Origin of the sequence: Geoanaerobacter pelophilus, assembly GCF_018476885.1 — a bacterium.
GTDB lineage: Bacteria > Desulfobacterota > Desulfuromonadia > Geobacterales > DSM-12255 > Geoanaerobacter > Geoanaerobacter pelophilus.
In genome coordinates this window covers 226,517-244,264 of the sequence record NZ_JAHCVJ010000006.1, presented here as the reverse complement: position 1 = coordinate 244,264, position 17,748 = coordinate 226,517, and the positions used below count along the sequence as shown (strand labels likewise).

At 55.1% G+C, this 17,748-nt stretch carries 12 protein-coding genes; 6 read left to right on the top strand and 6 right to left on the bottom strand.

Going from position 1 to position 17,748, the window contains the following annotated elements:
• The first annotated feature begins 33 nt into the window (after positions 1-33).
• From KI809_RS15175 to KI809_RS15160, 4 genes are all read left to right on the top strand, one after another.
• Complete coding sequence (locus tag KI809_RS15175; RefSeq protein ID WP_214172430.1) at positions 34-5,556, top strand: CxxxxCH/CxxCH domain c-type cytochrome; 5,523 nt, start codon at positions 34-36, stop codon at positions 5,554-5,556.
• Between the two features lie 88 nt (positions 5,557-5,644).
• Entirely contained in the window at positions 5,645-6,172 is a 528-nt protein-coding gene (locus KI809_RS15170) for a hypothetical protein (RefSeq protein ID WP_214172429.1), read from the top strand.
• 1 nt (position 6,173) lies between these two features.
• Positions 6,174-7,475 (top strand): cytochrome c biogenesis ResB family protein, encoded by a 1,302-nt coding sequence (locus KI809_RS15165; RefSeq protein ID WP_214172428.1) that lies wholly within the window; start codon positions 6,174-6,176, stop codon positions 7,473-7,475.
• A 7-nt stretch (positions 7,476-7,482) separates the two neighbouring features.
• Positions 7,483-8,313, top strand: coding sequence for a cytochrome c biogenesis protein (locus KI809_RS15160; protein WP_214172427.1), 831 nt, complete (start codon positions 7,483-7,485; stop codon positions 8,311-8,313).
• A 1-nt stretch (position 8,314) separates the two neighbouring features.
• Here KI809_RS15160 and KI809_RS15155 read toward each other — a convergent pair whose 3' ends face one another.
• The 4 genes from KI809_RS15155 to KI809_RS15140 form a co-directional block, all read right to left on the bottom strand.
• Positions 8,315-9,820, bottom strand: a complete 1,506-nt coding sequence (locus KI809_RS15155) for a B12-binding domain-containing radical SAM protein (protein ID WP_214172426.1) — start codon at positions 9,818-9,820, stop codon at positions 8,315-8,317.
• Between the two features lie 127 nt (positions 9,821-9,947).
• On the bottom strand, positions 9,948-11,120 hold the full coding sequence (nifS, locus tag KI809_RS15150; RefSeq protein WP_214172425.1) for a cysteine desulfurase NifS: 1,173 nt from the start codon (positions 11,118-11,120) through the stop codon (positions 9,948-9,950).
• Positions 11,117-11,977, bottom strand: a complete 861-nt coding sequence (gene nifU / locus KI809_RS15145; protein ID WP_214172424.1) for a Fe-S cluster assembly protein NifU — start codon at positions 11,975-11,977, stop codon at positions 11,117-11,119. Before nifU ends, nifS begins: the two co-directional genes overlap by 4 nt.
• A gap of 56 nt (positions 11,978-12,033) precedes the next feature.
• The gene (locus tag KI809_RS15140) at positions 12,034-13,455 is read right to left on the bottom strand and encodes a phosphoglucomutase/phosphomannomutase family protein (protein ID WP_214172423.1); all 1,422 of its coding nucleotides are present in this window, start codon (positions 13,453-13,455) and stop codon (positions 12,034-12,036) included.
• Positions 13,456-13,650: 195 nt separating this feature from the next.
• Here KI809_RS15140 and KI809_RS15135 point away from each other — a divergent pair, with 195 nt between their 5' ends.
• Complete coding sequence (locus KI809_RS15135) at positions 13,651-13,941, top strand: PxxKW family cysteine-rich protein (protein ID WP_214172422.1); 291 nt, start codon at positions 13,651-13,653, stop codon at positions 13,939-13,941.
• Between the two features lie 72 nt (positions 13,942-14,013).
• Positions 14,014-14,454 (top strand): NUDIX domain-containing protein, encoded by a 441-nt coding sequence (locus tag KI809_RS15130; protein WP_214172421.1) that lies wholly within the window; start codon positions 14,014-14,016, stop codon positions 14,452-14,454.
• 3 nt (positions 14,455-14,457) lie between these two features.
• Here KI809_RS15130 and KI809_RS15125 read toward each other — a convergent pair whose 3' ends face one another.
• Together KI809_RS15125 and KI809_RS15120 are read right to left on the bottom strand one after the other, a co-directional pair.
• Positions 14,458-16,839 (bottom strand): EAL domain-containing protein, encoded by a 2,382-nt coding sequence (locus tag KI809_RS15125; RefSeq protein WP_214172420.1) that lies wholly within the window; start codon positions 16,837-16,839, stop codon positions 14,458-14,460.
• Positions 16,839-17,678 (bottom strand): menaquinone biosynthetic enzyme MqnA/MqnD family protein, encoded by an 840-nt coding sequence (locus KI809_RS15120; protein ID WP_214172419.1) that lies wholly within the window; start codon positions 17,676-17,678, stop codon positions 16,839-16,841. The genes KI809_RS15125 and KI809_RS15120 overlap by 1 nt, the downstream gene beginning before the upstream one ends.
• Positions 17,679-17,748 lie beyond the last annotated feature (70 nt).

The following is a 17,748-nucleotide window of genomic DNA, read 5'->3' as shown; positions in this document are numbered from 1 at the left end:
GCATCTCTCGGCCACAGCTTTGAGGAGCCTCACATGAAACAATATTTGCAAATCTACATAGCCACTGCCGTTCTGACACTGGTCGTTTCAGGCAGCAGCGGGACATCCACGGCAGCAGTCGTACCGGATGCCCCCCACAGCACAGCCAGCGGCTTTTCCTGTATTGCCTGCCATGCGAGTCATCCTGCGCTCGGCGGGACCGGCTACAACAATATCTGCCTCAACTGCCACCGGCCCGGCTTCCCCAAGGGGGGGGGCAAGCCGTTTACCGAAGCGGATATGGCGAACCCTTTCGGGTCCTACACAGCTACCCGCAACGGCACGGTCTACCAGACATCCCATATGTGGCAAGGCCCGGAGAATGTCCCTGCAGCCGGAGCCCAGGCCCCGCTGAACAGCGAGTTGAACAAGGCGACCATTGCCGGCTCAATCTCTTGTGTCAGGTGCCATAACCAGCACAGCAACAGCAACGGCAAATTCCTGAGAATAGCCAACGACCAGGACCAGCTCTGCCTCGACTGCCACCGTTCGAGGAACACTGCTGACCACAAGCTGGGCACCCACCCGGTCGGAATTGACTATGCAGCCCGTACTACAGGCAATCCGAAGTTCAAGGGCTTTTCCAGCAGCAGCGGCCTCAAGTTGATTAACGGCAAGATCCTCTGCAGTTCCTGCCACGGCGTTCACTATTCCGACTCCCGGGCCGGGACTACCAAAACAGCAGCAGCCTACAACAACCTGTCAACCGGAGACGGCAACCTGCTGCGTACAACGCTTCGCGGGGTGCAACCCAACGATCCCAATCTCTGCACCACTTGCCATATCGGCAAATTCAGCCATAACAAACGGGGCCAGAACGTCCAGTGCGGCGACTGCCACGGTGGCCATGTCGATCTCGGCGACGGTACAACCCCGAACGTCCGGCTGGTAAACCGGCAGATGCGCTTCTCTTCAACGCTCCGGTCAGCCAAAAACAAACCGGTATTTTTCCAGTCAACCGCGGTCAGAAACTACAAGGATGCTAATGGCAACGGCGTTTGCCAGTCATGCCACGACATCCCGCTCGGTGCCGGCTTCCAGTCCTTCCACAATGTGGCCGACACCACCGGCTGCACCAACTGCCATACTCACGACAACCCGCTCGGCACTTATTCGGTAGACCCTAATAAGGCGTGCAACGCCTGTCATGGCTATCCACCCCGGGCCAACACTGCCGGTGGACCTGACGGCTATGCCGCAGGGTCGCCATTCACCACCGAAGCGGTCAGCGGCCACGCCACCCACGCCTTTACCCCTTACCAGAAGGCGTGCTCGGAGTGCCACAACGGCAATGACCATGCTACCGGCACCTATCAGGATGTCTTCAAGGTCACTGCCGGCTCGGTTGCCGCCACCGGCGGCCTGACCCCGATCTACACAGCGGGCACCTTCACCTGCGCCAATGTATATTGTCACAGTAACGGCGCACCACGTACCGGCATTACCGTCAATGCCCCAACACCGGCGACCATTCCGGCCTGGAACAACGGCAATGGCGTCATCACCGGCCAGGCCAACGCCACCCGCTGCAACTTCTGCCATAGCGTGCCGGTTGCCAGCAACAGCCACACCAAACATATCGATGCGGCCGGTTACGCCATCGCCTGCGCCGTCTGCCATTCGGCAACCGTCACCGGCGCCACTTTCGCCGCCACCACGATCAGCAACCAGAGCAACCATGCCAACGGGATCAAGAACGTTGCTTTCGGAGCACCGGCAACCGGCGGTAGCTGGACAGCCGGCACCGCGGCCTGCACCAATGTCTACTGCCATAGCACGGTCCAGGGTGCCGGCGGCATAGGTGCCCCGACATTCAGCTCTCCTCATTGGGGACTCGACAATGGCGCAGTCGGTTGCGGGTCGTGCCATGTCAATATGGCAACTGACACCACAGGCACCGGCAGTCACAAGACCCATGCCCAGGCGCCATACAGCTACGCCTGCGGCGTTTGCCATTCCGGCTATACTAATGCGGCAGTGGTTACTGCGACCCATGTGAACAACGCCATCAATCTCTCATTCGCGGCACCGGCAAGCAACGGCGGCACCACGCCTTCCTACTACGGCGGCAATACCAAGGCGCCCGGCAGCGGCTACCAGCAGTGCCAGAACGTTTACTGCCACAGCACGGTGCAAAACGCGACGACCGGCGCCGCAACCGGCATTACCTATAAGAACCCGGTTTGGGGCAATGCTGCTTCCGTGGGCACTTGCGGCGGCTGCCATGTGAACATGGCCACCGACACCACCGGTACCGGCAGCCACTCTAAACATGCCAGGGTTTACGCCATTGCCTGCAGCACCTGCCACTTCGGGGCCGGCAAAGACCCCAATACCGGGGTTGCCAGCGCCCTGCACGCCGACGGCACCATTGAAATTGCGTTCAACGGCGCCATAACAACCGGCACCGTCTATTCGCAGGGGAGCAACTCCCCAGGCAGCGGTTACGGCACCTGCAGCACATCTTACTGCCACAGTGACTCCCGTGGCACAACCCAGACAATTACCTGGGGCACAACCCTCAGTTGCGGCAGCTGCCACCTGGATATGTCATCCAACGCCGGTGCGACCGGCAAGCATGTGAAGCATGCCCAAGCTACTGCCGGTAACGCCGGCTACAGCTGCGCCATCTGTCACGGCAGCGGCTATGCGGCAACAGCCACCCCCACCGGCAGCGGTTCCTCGCACGTCAACCAGCTGGTCAATATCGCTTTCACCACCCCTGCAGCTACCGGCGCCTATTCCGGCGGGGCGGCAGTCACCCCCAACAGCGCCTACGGCACCTGCTCCAATGTCTACTGCCACAGCGACGTGCAAGGAGCAGGCGGTACCGGTGCGGTAACTTACAAACCGGCAATTTCCTGGACAACAGCAACCGCAGCGCTGAACTGCGCCGGTTGCCATAAAGATATGGACCTTGATGCAACAGCAACCGGGAGCCATGCCATGCATACCCAGACATCGTTAAATGCCTCCTGCGATGTCTGTCATGGCGCAGGATTCGGTAATGCAGCGGTCATCTACCCGACCCATGCCAACGGCCAGATCAACCTCGCCTTTACCGGGACCCACGCCACTGGCACCACATTCAGCAAAGGAAGCGCCTTCAATCCAGGCGCAGCTTACGGCACCTGCTCCACCAGCAAGTGCCACGGACGCAATGCGCCGGTCTGGGGAGCCAATACCGTTACCGGTGAATGCGACAAATGCCACAGCAATAGTTCATTCAATCCATTTACCGATACGGGGCGGTCAACGACCAGCGCCATCGCCACAGTCCACACCGCTCACCTCAATGCTGTCAGCGGCTACACCGATGCGGTCCCTTGTGCCCGGTGCCATGGCGCCACGACGCTCAACGATGCCACGCACATGAACGGCACCGCCGATATCACCTTCAGTGGCCTGGCCGTGGCCAAGGCCTCGCCGGCAGCATTCGTTGCTGGTTCCCACAGCTGTACCAATACTTACTGCCATGGTTTTACCGAGGTTGGCGGCACCGGCACCAACCCGGTCTGGACCGATACTACCTACCTGACCGGCACGCCGAGCAACACCGGCGACTGCGCCAAGTGTCACGGCTTCCCACCCAACACTTCTGGGCACACCGCTATTACTAGGCCTACCGCCTTAAACGTCTGCAACGGCTGCCATGACCATGTGAATCTTGACGGGACTTTTACTGTAGGTGCGAACCGGACGAAGCATATCAATGGCCAGCTCGATGGTGGCGAATCAGCAGGTAAAATAGCTTGCGTCGGCTGCCACGCCTTCGCCAATACCATGAAAACCGACACAACCACCTATCACCACCTTATCGACACAGCCAACACTACTTATACCAATTCGGACTACACCCAGACCAACAGCTGCCTCCAGTGCCATGTCGATCACGATATTTTCAGCCCTATCTATAACAAGGCCAACCCCAGTGTTGCCCTTGGCCGTGGCGGTAACCTCAGAAAAACATTCAATATCCTTACCCCCGGAATTGACCAGACTGCCGGAGCTGATAATTCCGACTACAACGCCACCGGCGGTGTCTGTCTCGGCTGCCACAGTAACGCCTCGGGAATTGTAAAGAGTATCACTCAAAAGACCGACGGCTCAACGATAACCGCTGTTGTCACCAAAGCCAATTATGATCTGACTGCCCACAACTATGAGACAACGTCGACGTTCTCCGACAGTTCGCAGTTCCGGGCCAACTGCTCGAAGTGCCATAATGCTTCGAGTGGAGAGACGTCGCTGTTCCAGTCTAGCAGCAACAAGTTCGCCATCCATGCCAGCGCCGACGGCCGCCTGTCGGCAGCTATGGGGGCAACACTCACTGATTTCATGGAAGAAAAGTTCTGTTACCGCTGCCACAGCACGTCAACAGACGTCATCGGTGGCACGGCCAAGACGGTCGCCAACAATGCCAAGGACTGGTATGGTGCCAAGGCAATGTCGGCAGCGGCTATCGATACCTTTGACTCCTTCTATACCACCCCGACCACTACTCCTGTTGCCAAGAGTTTCGGCCACAGGGTAGACAGTTACAGCGGCAAGCACCGACCATCACCCAAAGACGAAACGCCGACTTACATCAATGCCAACAAGCACATTGAATGCGCCGATTGCCACAACACCCATGCGGCTAAAACCGGCAATCACACTGCCGGCTCAGCAACACTGGCCGGGGTAGTGACCGGTGCAACCGGGGTAGCCACCCCGGCGTGGCCCGCCAAATGGACCGCCGCCGCCAGCACCGCCTATTACACCGGCGCAAATGCCGCCAATGCTTATCCGGTAGCAACCACCGAATGGCAGATCTGCTTCAAGTGCCACTCCAACGCCAACAGCAATGTGACAACAACTTGGGGCGGTACCGGAGCCTTAGCATGGACCGATCTCGGCTTGGAGTTCAACCCTAATAATGAGTCATACCACCCGGTCATTCAAGCCCTCCCTGCGGCGAGACAGCTTGTCGCAGGATCACTTACCGGTGGATGGGCATCTGGTTCAATTATGACTTGCTCTGACTGCCACGGGACTGATTCAGCCACATCCAAAGGCCCTCATGGATCTTCGGTCAGATGGATGCTCAACCCCAACACCACTGGCACCAAATACTATAACTGGCCCTATACAACCGCTGATGGGAATGGTACATCAACAGGCGGGACAGGAACTTTGTTAACCGGCACAGGAAGTGCTACTGTGCCAACCAACAACTTCTGCTTCAGCTGCCATCTCTGGGCTGGTGGAGGCGCTGCCCACACCCAAAGGGGCAACTCTCACGCCAAAGCATGCGTAGGCTGCCATATCCGTGTGCCTCACGGAGGTAGGGCACTCAGGCTCCTTACTGGTCCAGCAGCTCCCGGCCGTTACAAGCCTGATGGCAATAATGGCGGAACCATCTACATGAATGGTGGAAGCAGGCCCGCTGCCGGAAATAATATGGGGCAGAGCAACTGCCAGTCGTCTACTGGCTGTACTGAACATAGTGCATCAGGTACTCTTTTAGGCTGGTAGGTATTACCCCCCGCCGGAGCCTTTCCGGCGGGGGTTTTCTTTTCTGCTTAAATTGAATCCCATCTTCCAATGTGGTAAAGTCCGTCACATGAACAATAGATTTCTCAGGCTGCTCCTGACATTATTCATTTGCGGTATAACGGCCTGCGCCCCAACTGGCAGCAAGGACAAACCGATCAAAGCTGCAATCATGCGCTACAACCAGCTGCTGGCCGACGGCTACCGCTCCATGAACATGAACCCTTTGCAAGAGGTAGCAACCGTTGATCAGGCGACCAAGCTCTATCACCACATGGCGGCGCTTGGCGAGGGCAAGCTCAGGATGGACTCGTCACTCAAAGGGATAGCCTTTGTCAAGATCGACCAACCGAAACCCGCTGAGGCAACGGTGCAGACCAAGGAGACATGGAACTTCACGCATATAAACATCACCACGGGCAAGAAATTCGCCGAGGAACATGGGTTCATCTACGAGATGAAGTACAGTATGAAGCAGGATGGCAACCGCTGGCTCATCACCAACGTCGACACCATTTCCGGCACCAGTACCAATACGGTAATCCCCTGGCCCAAGGCAGACAGATCGCCTCTCCAGCATGCTGGCGGCAACAGATAGCATGATGACCCGCGGCAAAAGGTTTTTCCTCTCGCGCACGACTATCCTGACCCTTATTGTGCTGGTGCTAGCAGCCGTTACTGTCGGGGCTCTAGTTCCGCAGGCATTCATCACCGAAAAACCACAGCTCGACACATGGCACTCCAGCCACCCTGCCCTGGCTCCGCTTGCCGAGCTGCTGGGACTGTTCCATATCTATACGACTCCGGGGTTTGCCCTGCTGTTGCTCCTGGTCAGCATCTCTCTCGGACTCTCCACCTTTGAGCAGGGTAAGTCTGCCTGGAGAAGGACATTTACCGCTCCATCCCCTACTGATGCGGTCGGCACATATCAACTCTCCCTGACAACTGCTGCCGGAATCCTCAGAAAGAACGGTTATCGGCAACTATCAGCAACATCACACCGGTTTGTAAAACACCCCTGGGGCTACTGGGGCGCCTTTTCCCTGCATCTGGGGATGCTGGTCTGCATTGCCGCATCGCTGCTCATTACAGTTACCCAGCAACGTGGCAGTATCGACCTGTTGCAGGATGAAACCCACCTCCCCGGCGCACCCTGGCTGAGCGAGGAAATGGGGCTGCTGGCAGGCACGCTGATCCTCCCGGAGTCAATACGGTTCGACCGGCTGAGGCTCAGCTACAGCAGGGACAGCGTCAGCAGTGTGGAGTCGGATATCTTCTTCGGTAACGATCCGGCGACCGGCGCCGCCGCTAAGACGGCAATCAATGCCCCCCTTTACCGCAACGGCCTGACCATCTACCAGGGGAACGAGTACGGACAGTCGTTCCTTGTTGCCATAGACCCGCAGAGCAGCACTCAGCCTCCGGTAGCGTATTCGATACGCTTTCCTGCGCGGCTTGTCGAAGCAGGCTATAACGAGTTCAAGATGCCGGGAGATACCCGGTTGTTACAGGTGAAATATTTCCCGTTCGCCAAAGGGAAACCACTCAAGCACGAGGAAATGCCGTTGACGCTGCGTCTGGTGGAGAACGGCAGGGAAAGCGCCCGCTTGACCCTGCGCCAGGGCGAAAGTGGCATGCTTGGTGGCAAGGAGGTGAGACTCCTTGAGGTCCGTGACTGGACGCGGCTGATCTTCGTCAGGCTGTACGGTATCGAGGGGGTCTTTGCCGGTTTCCTGCTGATCGTCCTTGGGGCGGCCCTTATTTATTGCCTGCCGCCGCGTGAGGCCTGGCTGGAAGAGAACGAGGGGAAAATTCGCTTTTCCTGGCGTTCTGCGCGTTTTGCAAAACTGTACCGGGAGGAACTGGAAATTTTGACCGATAGTATGGAAAAAGAGAGGTAACCGCTTAATGGACAAGCAGACGGCAATATATGTAACACTAAACTGGATAGCGGTCTTTCTCTATGTTGTTGCAACAACTGCCAATGTTGCGGGGATTATCTTCAGCAAGCGGACGCTGGAGCAGAGAAGCTACTGGCCGGCTGCTGCTGCCCTTGTCGTGCACGGCGCCGCAATCGGTCATTGGTGGCGCATCGTCGGTCATGGCCCGTACATGGCTCCCAGCGAGGTGCTCTCATCGGATGCCTGGGTCACCATGGCGGCATTCATGGTTTTCATCCGGATCTACCCTAGAATCAGGCCTGCCAGCATCCTGGTGTTCCCGGCAACCTTCCTGATGCTGGCTCTGGCCAACATGTACAACCCCGGCATCAGATCGCTGCCCACCACTTTCGGCTCTGTTTGGCTGATCTTTCACATCGCCTTTTACAAGATCGCGCTGGCGACCCTGGTTATAGCTTTTGCCTTTTCCGTTTTTGTGCTGCTGAAGCAGCGGCAGTGCCAGGCGGAATGGCTCAACAAGCTGCCGGACACCAACACCGTGGACCTGTATGCTTACCGCTTTGCCGGGTTCGGCTTCATCTTCTGGGCAATAGCCATGCTGGCAGGTTCAATCTGGGCCTATCGTTCCTGGGGGAGATACTGGGGATGGGACCCGGTGGAGACCTGGTCATTGCTAACCTGGCTCCTCTTCGGGGTATATCTGCATCTGCGGCATTTCTTCAGATGGGATGGGCAACGGGCCGCATGGTTCTATATCGCCTGCTTCCTCATCTCGCTCGTATCGATCTTCATTACCTCGCACATGGGCAGCTCCATCCATGCGGAGTACTTCAAGTAGCTCAAGGAATAGGCGCCAGGACGTCCGAGTGAGCTCCGCCTGAAGCCTTGACCGACCGGATAAGATTCCTGACCTCTTCAGGCATCTGTTTCCCCTCTTTCATGGCAGCCTTCATCTGATCGGCAAGGTACGAGTGATTGATCAGCAGATCCAGAACTGACAGCATGAACTCCTGCTTCCAGGACGACAGAGTATGGAGGTTCTGGAACTTGTGCATGAAAAATTTCTGTGACGCCCGCCCCAGCTCCTTCTCCAACTGTTCCAGAGTCATATTCCGCGGCTTCAGCACCGGCTCCACCAGATTGTATTTCCGGTAGTCCTTGGTGGCGACATGCGGCTCCAGTTCCGGGTACAACTCGGAATATGGCCAGGGGGCGATCGCCAGGAAGAACCCCATGTCAGGGTTGTAATGCTTTGCCAGTTCCACGGTCTCGGCGATCGACTCCGGGGTGTCGTCCGGCATTCCAAGGACAAAGGAGGTCTCGGAGACTATGTCCGCCTGGTTTATCAGGTCTATGGCCTGTTTGGACTGCTCAACCTTGGTGTCTTTCTTGAACAAGTCCAGCGTCTCCTGGCTCCCGGCCTCTACCCCGACATAGATATGCTCGACTCCGGCGATACGGTATTTATCCATGATGTCGGCATCGCGCAGGATATCGTCAACCCTGGTCTCAAGCAGCAGTTTTACCGGCACCCGCCGTTCGATCATCAGATCCAGGATCTTTAACCAGCGGACACGATCAAAGGTGGGAATCTCATCGGACAGCATGGCCACTTCCACCCCATATTGGCCATGAAGCAGCTCCAGTTCGGCAATGAAATTCTCCGGGGAACGGGCACGCCAGGAACGTGACCAAAAGAGCTGCTGGGAACAGAATGAGCACTGCTGCTGGCAGCCGCGGGATGACGACACAATTGCCAACCGGGCATCTTTCTTGGCCCGGTAGCGATAAATGGGCCATTCCACAAGATCCCACGCGGTGGGGAGTGCATCAAGATCATGGATATATGGCCGTTGCGGGGCAATGCAAACCTCGCCGGCACGTTGAAAGACAACACCGGCAACCTTTGCCGGATCATCGCCGGCATTCAGGCAGTGCAACAGTTCGGGCAGGGTCTCCTCTCCTTCGCCCCTCACGATGTAGTCAACCTTGGTGCCATGCTGTTTCAGCACCTCTTCATACATGAACGTTGCGTGGACATTACCGAGGACGGTGACAATACGGGGATCGATCTCTTTGGCAAAACCGCAGAGTTTGATGGCGTCCATGACCGAAGCGGTATAAGCGGTAGTTGCCACAACGTCCGGCCGGAACGCCTCGATCCTCCGACGGATATCGGGCCATTCATGCCAGAGTGACATGGCGTCGTAATAGTCCACCTCATAGCCTGCAGCCCTCAGGGAGCCGGCAATGTAGACAAAACCGACATTGAGCCAGGTGCCGGCCGATTCGACCACCCCGGAGTGGTAAGGAGGAGTGATAAGTGCAATTTTCCTGATCTTCATGGATTGCCCGATCAATATGTATTTACAAAAGTATAGCGGGTTAACGGCCAGCTTCAAGGGCAACAGGCCTTAATAAAAAAGCCCCGCTCTCGATCAGGCGGGGCTTTCAGCACTATAACCGTCACTGTCACTGTTTCTTCAACAGCTCCCGGCCAAACGGTGAAATCTCCCTGAGCCGCTGAATGATCGGCGGCAGTTCCTTGATCACCGCATTGATCTCTTCGTCGGTTGTGAAACGTGACAGCGAAAAGCGGATGGAGCCGTGGGCGCAGGTGAACGGTACCCCCATTGCCCGGAGGACATGGGACGGCTCAAGCGAACCGGAGGTGCAGGCGCTGCCGGAAGATGCGCAAATCCCTTTTTCCGAGAGCAGCAGCAGGATCGCCTCGCCTTCAACAAATTCAAAGGCTATGGATAGCGTGTTGGGGAGCCGCTCCGCGCCGCCACCATTGATCCGGGATGCCGGAATGATGGCCATCAGTTCGCGTTCCAGGCGGTCACGCATTCCCTTGACCCTGGTGTTTTCGTCATCGAGATGCTGACCGGCAAGCTCGCACGCCTTGCCAAGGGCAATGACCGATGAGGTCGCTTCGGTACCGGCCCTGCGGCTCTTCTCCTGGTGACCGCCGACCATGAACGGCCGGAACGGGACCCCTTTACGAAGATAGAGGGCGCCGATCCCCTTTGGGGCATGGAGCTTGTGGCCAGACAGGGCTAACATGTCGATGGTGGAGGATGCCATGTTCAGAGGGATTTTGCCTACCGCCTGAACCGCATCGGTATGAAACAGCGCCCCCTTCTCTTTCACAATCTGCCCGATCTCTTCTATCGGGAACACCACGCCGGTCTCGTTGTTGGCATACATGATCGACACTATGGCAGTATCTTCATCGACGACCTTGCGCAGTTCATCAAGGTCCAGCCTCCCCGCGCCATCGACATTCAGCTCGGTGACCCGATAGCCATGCTTGGTCAGGTTGCGGCAGAGAGTGAGCACTGCCGGGTGCTCGACCCGGGTGGTGATGATATGCCGGCGATTGGGAAAGACCTCAATGGCAGAGCGGATTGCGGTATTGTCGCTCTCAGTGCCGCAGGCAGTAAAGATGATTTCAGAAGGATCGGCGCCCAACAGGGCAGCGACCCGTGACCGGGCCTCATCGACTTTTTTCTGGACCTGGCCGCCGAAGAAATGCATGGAACTCGGGTTGCCGTACAGTTCGCAGAAGTAGGGACGCATCTCCTCGAAGACTGCCTCGTCTACCTTGGTTGTCGCATTGTTGTCGAGGTAAATCTCCTTCATTGCTGGACCTCCTCGACAACGATGTCGTCACTGACGAGGTCGCGCAGTTTCTGTTCGACAAATTTGGCAGTATAACCGGATGACGCGCAACCGGCGCATGCCTTGCGAAAGGCAATCTGCACCGTTGCGCCGGCGATATCGATCAGTTCAAGATCGCCGCCGTCCGACCAGAGTTGCGGTCTGATCTCATTTTCCAGGACCTCCTGGATCAGCTGCATCTTACGCAGGTTGGTCAGTTTCTCCGGCCTTTTGGGTGCATCCTGCTTCTGTTCGCCAAGGACTTCGGCGATAAGCTCCTTGATCTTGGGGATGCAGCCGCCGCATGCTCCGCCGGCCTTGGTGAAATGGGTCACCTGTTCTGCGGTGTGGAGCCGGTTCTGGGCTATGACTTTTTTGAGAAAGCCGTCGGTAAGGCCAAAACACTTGCAGACGATTTCGCCTTCCTGCTCCTGGTCATGGCCATGGTCGTGATGGACCGGGAGAGGCCCTCCGCGGTACTTGGCGATGGCGACTTCCAGTGCCTCCTGGCCCATAACCGAGCAGTGCATTTTTTCTTCGGGAAGTCCGCCGAGAAAATCGGCGATCTCCTGGTTGGTCACTCCCAGCGCCTCATCCAGCGTCTTACCCTTGATCATCTCGGTCAGGGCCGATGACGAGGCGATGGCGCTGCCGCAGCCGAATGTCTGGAATTTGGCGTCAACAATGCGTTCCTTATTATCATCAAGCTTTATGAAGAGCTTCAGGGCATCACCGCAGGCAAGGCTGCCTACTTCGCCCACAGCATCAGCGTCAGCTATATCCCCGACATTGCGGGGATTGAGAAAATGCTCTTTTACTTTATCGGTGTAATCCCACATGAACCGGCCTCCAGTTTTTTATTTCAGTATAACCATTCAACAGGACAAATCAAGTCCTATTTACCAAGTATAAACTCACGACCAGCTGACATGACAGTATTCAGGCGGTCATCAGAAGATGCCTCGCCATAAAGGCGCACCACAGGCTCGGTACCTGACTTGCGGAACAGCAGCCAACTGCCGTCTTCCAGGATCAGTTTCACGCCGTCAATGGTGACCACATCTTTGACTTTGGCCCCGGCGATCTCGGCAGGAACGCTGGCCACTTTCCCCTTGTAGGCTGCCTCAAGCTGCGGAGAGAGTTTGATGTTGTCGCGTCTGGTCAGGTAGCAGCCAACCTTTGCATAAAGCTCTTGCAACAGTTGTGAGACGCTTTTCCCTTCCCGGGCAACCATCTCGGCAACCAGGAAACAGGCGAGAATGCCGTCTTTTTCCGGGACATGCCCCTTGATCGAGAGGCCGGCGCTCTCCTCGCCACCAATGATGATCTTGTCCTGGCTGATCAGTTCGCCGATATATTTGAAGCCAACCGGTGTCTCATAAAGTTGAATGCCGTGATGCCGAGCCACTGCATCGATAAGGTGGGAGGTGGCAACGCTTCTGGCTACGCCGCCGGTCATTTTTTTCACCCTGACCAGATAATCGAGCAGCAGGGCAATGATGTAGTTCGGCTCTATGTATGTGCCATCCTCGTCAATAATGCCGAAGCGGTCGGCATCACCATCAGTGGCTAGGCCAAGGCGAATTGAAGGGTCTTTCCTGACCAGGGAGATGAAATCCTGAATGTTCTTCTCGGCAGGCTCAGGCGCAAAGCCACCGAAATACGGGTCGCGATGGGCATTGATCTGGTGAAACTTCATGCCCCGCTTCATCAGCGGCTCATCAAGATAGCCGCGAGCCGTGCCATATAGTGGATTCAGCGCCACCCCACCCAAACTGGCGACAGCATCGAAGTCGATCTTAGTGGAGAGATCATCCAGATAAGCGGGACGACAATCAATCTCCTCGCACAGCCCGTCTTTTTTGGCATTGTCCAGAAACCGTTCCTTGTAACAGAATTCGCCCAGCATCTCGTTGGCACGGCGCTCGATATCCCCGGTGGTTTCAGGAAGAGCGGGCCCACCCCAGGCAGGAGAGAATTTGATGCCGTTGTACTCTGGTGGATTATGGCTGGCAGTGAAGTTGATCGCTCCCGCTGTTTTGCGGCGGAGAATCTCAAAAGAGATGACTGGAGTCGGGGTGTCGCGATTGCACAAATAAACCTTTATCCCGGCGCCGGCAAGTACCTGTGCCGATTCACGGACAAACCGTTCACCCATGAACCGGGAATCGCAGCCGACTATAAGCCCTTTGCCGCTCTCCCCTGATGCGATCAGGTGATCGGCTATCGCCTGCGTAACCACCCTGACGTTCTCAAAAATAAAGTCCTCACAGAGTATGCCGCGCCATCCAGAGGTGCCGAACGTGATCCGATTCATATTCCCTCCCGTAAAAGCTGTTTCACAGCCAAATAACAGATGCTCAAAGGTTAATACACACCCCTAGGTGAGTCAAGGGAAACCATGGAAACTAAAGATAGAGTTGGGGGATTTTTCCGGTTGACTTAATTGAAGCAAACTTGGTAAATTAGGCTTTACGCTTGAATCAGCAGAACGGGAAAGAGGAGGAGAATCATGCAGTGTCAAACCGTGCTTCGCGGTACAGAGTGTACATTCTGGGGGAATCAGGGGTGTGTGTTCTCCGCTGGCTCGTGCCAGGTAATTGTGGAGAACTGCGAAGGATGTGAAAGAGTTACAGAAGGCTCAATCGGCCAGGTCTGTACCGCATATCCAGCACCAGCCAAAAAATGGGCTGACGGCATATGCAATTTCGCCACACACGTTAAGGTAGAGATCAAGAGCGAAGAGCTCAAAATCAACCCTCTCAAGGCATCCAAAAAAGCTGCCGGCGGGAAGAAGAAGTAACTCTCAAGGAGACAATTGTCTCCGTAAGTACCAGGGGGCCTCAGTTGGCCCCCTTTTTTTATGGGGAACTCAATGGCTTTTGACACCCTCACCTGCCCCCAATGCGGGCAACAGGTCAAGTCGTACCGCAACCCGCTGCCAACGGTAGACATAATTATCGAGATAGACGAGGGAATTGTCCTGATCGAGCGAAAAAACGAGCCGTTTGGCTGGGCGCTACCCGGTGGGTTCGTTGACTATGGCGAATCTCTTGAAACTGCGGCAATAAGGGAGGCCAGGGAGGAGACATCTCTGGAGGTTTCAGACTTGCATCTGCTTGGCTGTTATTCCGATCCGACCAGAGATCAGCGTTTTCATACGATATCAACGGTTTTTATCGGTAAAGGCTCTGGAACACCAAAAGCAGCGGATGACGCCATAAACCTTGCCGTCTTTCCTTTGGCAGCCCTGCCAACAGCTCTTTGTTTCGACCATGCCCAGATCCTGACTGATTATGCCAGGCTGCGCAAATAACCCCTAGGCCGCCGTTTCCGGGTTCCGGATCTGCTTGCCGCGCATAAACTCGGTAACCTTCTCAGGGGGCATTGGCCGACTGAAATAATAACCCTGCATTTCGTCACACAGCTTTTCCTTCAAAAATTCCAGCTGCCCCTTGGTCTCGACCCCTTCGGCAATCACTCTCAGATTAAGACTGCTCCCCATGGCGATGATAGCGGTGGCAATGGCAGCATCCGTTGCACTTGACTCAACTTCACTGACAAAGGTCTTGTCGATTTTCAGGGTATTGACCGAAAACCGCTTCAGATGCGATAGCGATGAATAGCCAGTGCCGAAATCGTCAATTGAAATATGAATTCCCAGATCTCTGAGTTTATTCAGCATGCTAATGGTGAAATCAGGATTCTGCATGATCACGGTCTCGGTTATCTCGAACTCCAGACATTCAGGATCAAGGCCGGTATCAGTTAAAGATTCCTCTACAAATTCAAGGAAGTTCTGTTGCTGCAGTTGATAGCCTGACAGATTGATTGCTATTCTCAGATTTGAAAGGCCCTCTTTCTGCCACACGACATTCTGGGCGCAAACGTGGCGAATCACCCATTCGCCAATAGGGATGATCAGCCCAGTTTCTTCTGCAAGGGGAATGAATTCTGCTGGAGATAGCAGCCCCAAATCAGGGTGATTCCAGCGCAGCAACGCCTCAAACGCAGTAATGTCACCGCTTGAGATATCTACCTTAGGCTGATAATGCAGCAGGAACTCGTTACCTTCCAACGCCTTTCTCAGGCTGTTTTCCAGCACAAACCGCTTGTGCGCGTGCTCGTCCATGTTGGGCTCATAGAATCTATAGGCGTTACAGCCGTCTGATTTGGAAGCATACATGGCGATGTCGGCCTTCTTGATCAGATTGTCAACATCCTCATCGTCTCTTGGATACAGGCTGATTCCGATGCTCGTTGTAATGAAAAGCTCGTGAGCATCTATTATATGCGGCGCTGACAGAGCAACAAGAATTTTTGAGGCAATCTTTTCTGCATCCGACGGTTCGCGGAGATTGACCAGGATGACAACGAATTCATCCCCCCCGATCCTGGCAGCAGTATCGACCTCCCTGACACAAGAAGAAAGCCGCTTTGCTACCGATTGCAGCAGCCTGTCTCCAACCGGATGGCCAAGGGTGTCATTGATGATCTTAAAGCGATCAAGATCCAGAAAGATGACCGCCATTGTCCCGCCTTCACGATGGGCATAAGCCCGTGCCTGCTTGAGACGGTCATAAAGCAAGACCCTGTTCGGCAACTCGGTCAGGGCATCATAATGGGCAAGCTGATAGAGCTGCTGCTGCGCCAATCTCCTCTCAGAGATATCACGGCATATCCACCAGACTGCTACAGGCCGGTTATCGCGAAAACTGCAGGTGAAACTCCCCTCAACCGGAATGATTTTGCCATCCTTGGTTATAAGGTCGGTTTCAATTATTTCTGAATAACCATGCTTGAGAGCATGCCCCACTGCTGCATTGTATGCCCTGAGCCCTGCAGACGAGATCGAGCCGGAGACCTGCAGCTCAAGCATTTCTTCTTTATTGTATCCCATCGCTTTGCTCAGGGCCTTATTGGCATAAACCAGCTGCCCTTCAGGAGTGAAACATAGGATAAGGTCGTTGGCAGTATCGATAAAATTGAGGAGCCGCTCCTCGCTTTCCCGTAAGAGCTGGGACTCAGTTCGAATGACACCCATCAGAAATGTCGTTACCAATGCAGCGACAGTGTTCAGCATCGCCACCCAAAGCCAGCGCAGTGCAATATACAGGTAGTCATGGTGCAATTCGCCGGCAACAAAAGGCATCAAGACATTATCAATCACGCCATAATACTCAACCACAAGCAAGGCCCCGAACAGGCCCCCACCAATGGCGCCAAGCAGCCAGACATCCCTCTTGTTCTTGAGGAGAAAAGCCGACTCAATGGTCACAACAAGATAGACCGCCCAGAACCAGCTGGAAACGCCACCACTCACATGAACAAGTGCGGTAACAAAAAATATGTCCAAAAGGATCTGAAAATGGTCGGCGTAGCGAAAACGGCTGATCCTGTCATAGCAAAATTGATATGCCAGGTTATAGACGGCAACTGAAAGGACACTGCCGATAAGAATCAGTTTTTGTTCCTGGGACAGGAAAAATCCGTAGCGGCTGAAAGTGAAGACACTCCCGGCTGAAACCACATATGATCCGATGAATAAAAGCAGCAGCCAACGCACCTTTACCACAAGATGGCACCGGACCTCTGAACCATTTATCGGCTCTGCCCTGCGACCATTTCTAACTCCCCTGAAGCGGTCGGCAAGGATGTCAAACCAGCGGGCGCTACCTTTATTTCCGTTTAAGCTGGGCATTAAAAACTCCCGCCGCTTATGGCTCCAGGGAAAAAAACAATCTCTGGCAGTTGCTCTATAATGCCCAATTCATAAGAGTAGCGATAAAAGGTCCGTAACCCTTCCATCTCAAGTTCCCCAAGGTCGTAGGATATGGTCTGCCAATAGGAAATCAAGTTATCAAAACCATACCATTCAAGCCCCGACCCTTTGACGTATAAAGGAAGCCTGTCCCGGCATGCTACCTTTGCTTGTTGCAGAGTGCGCGCCAAGTCAATTACGCTGTCTTCCTGTCCCGCTACGGACTGCCGATTAACAACCCACAGGGCATAAACAAACGGAAGCCCGGTGAAGCGATGCCAGAGTTCACCGAGATCGTAGACATGATAATCTGAGACAGTCATGCTCATTCTCATCGCCTGATTACCAATGAGCAAAAGTGCTCCAAAAGCACTATCAGCTTGCTGCGGCAGGGCATCAGTGCGCTGAAAGCTGTTTTTGAAAGCAAGGAACTTTCCCAGAATTATCTTCAAAAGTGCAACCGAGGTATCAGACTCATTCGTAAGCCCGATAGTCGCCCCGTCAAGCTCTTCAAGAGGCTGCCGCGTAAAAAGGAGCACGCTCCTCACCGGGCCGGTTGCGCTGATGGACAATCCGGGGAGAAGCCAGTATCGGTTGGGATCTTTTCCATAGGCTATTGATGACGAAGGTGAAAGGTCGATCTCGCCAAGTGACAGCATGGCGTTCAATATGGCGGGCACACCGTCAACAAATCTGTGGTCTTTATCACAAAGCGCATCAAACGCTTTGAACAGCGGGACGCAGTTCGCATACTCAATTCGGCCTACCCTTAGCGACATTGACAATACCCTCATCAAAAAAAAAGCAAGGCGAGAAACCTCGCCTTGCGTAAACATGATAATTCAGAGT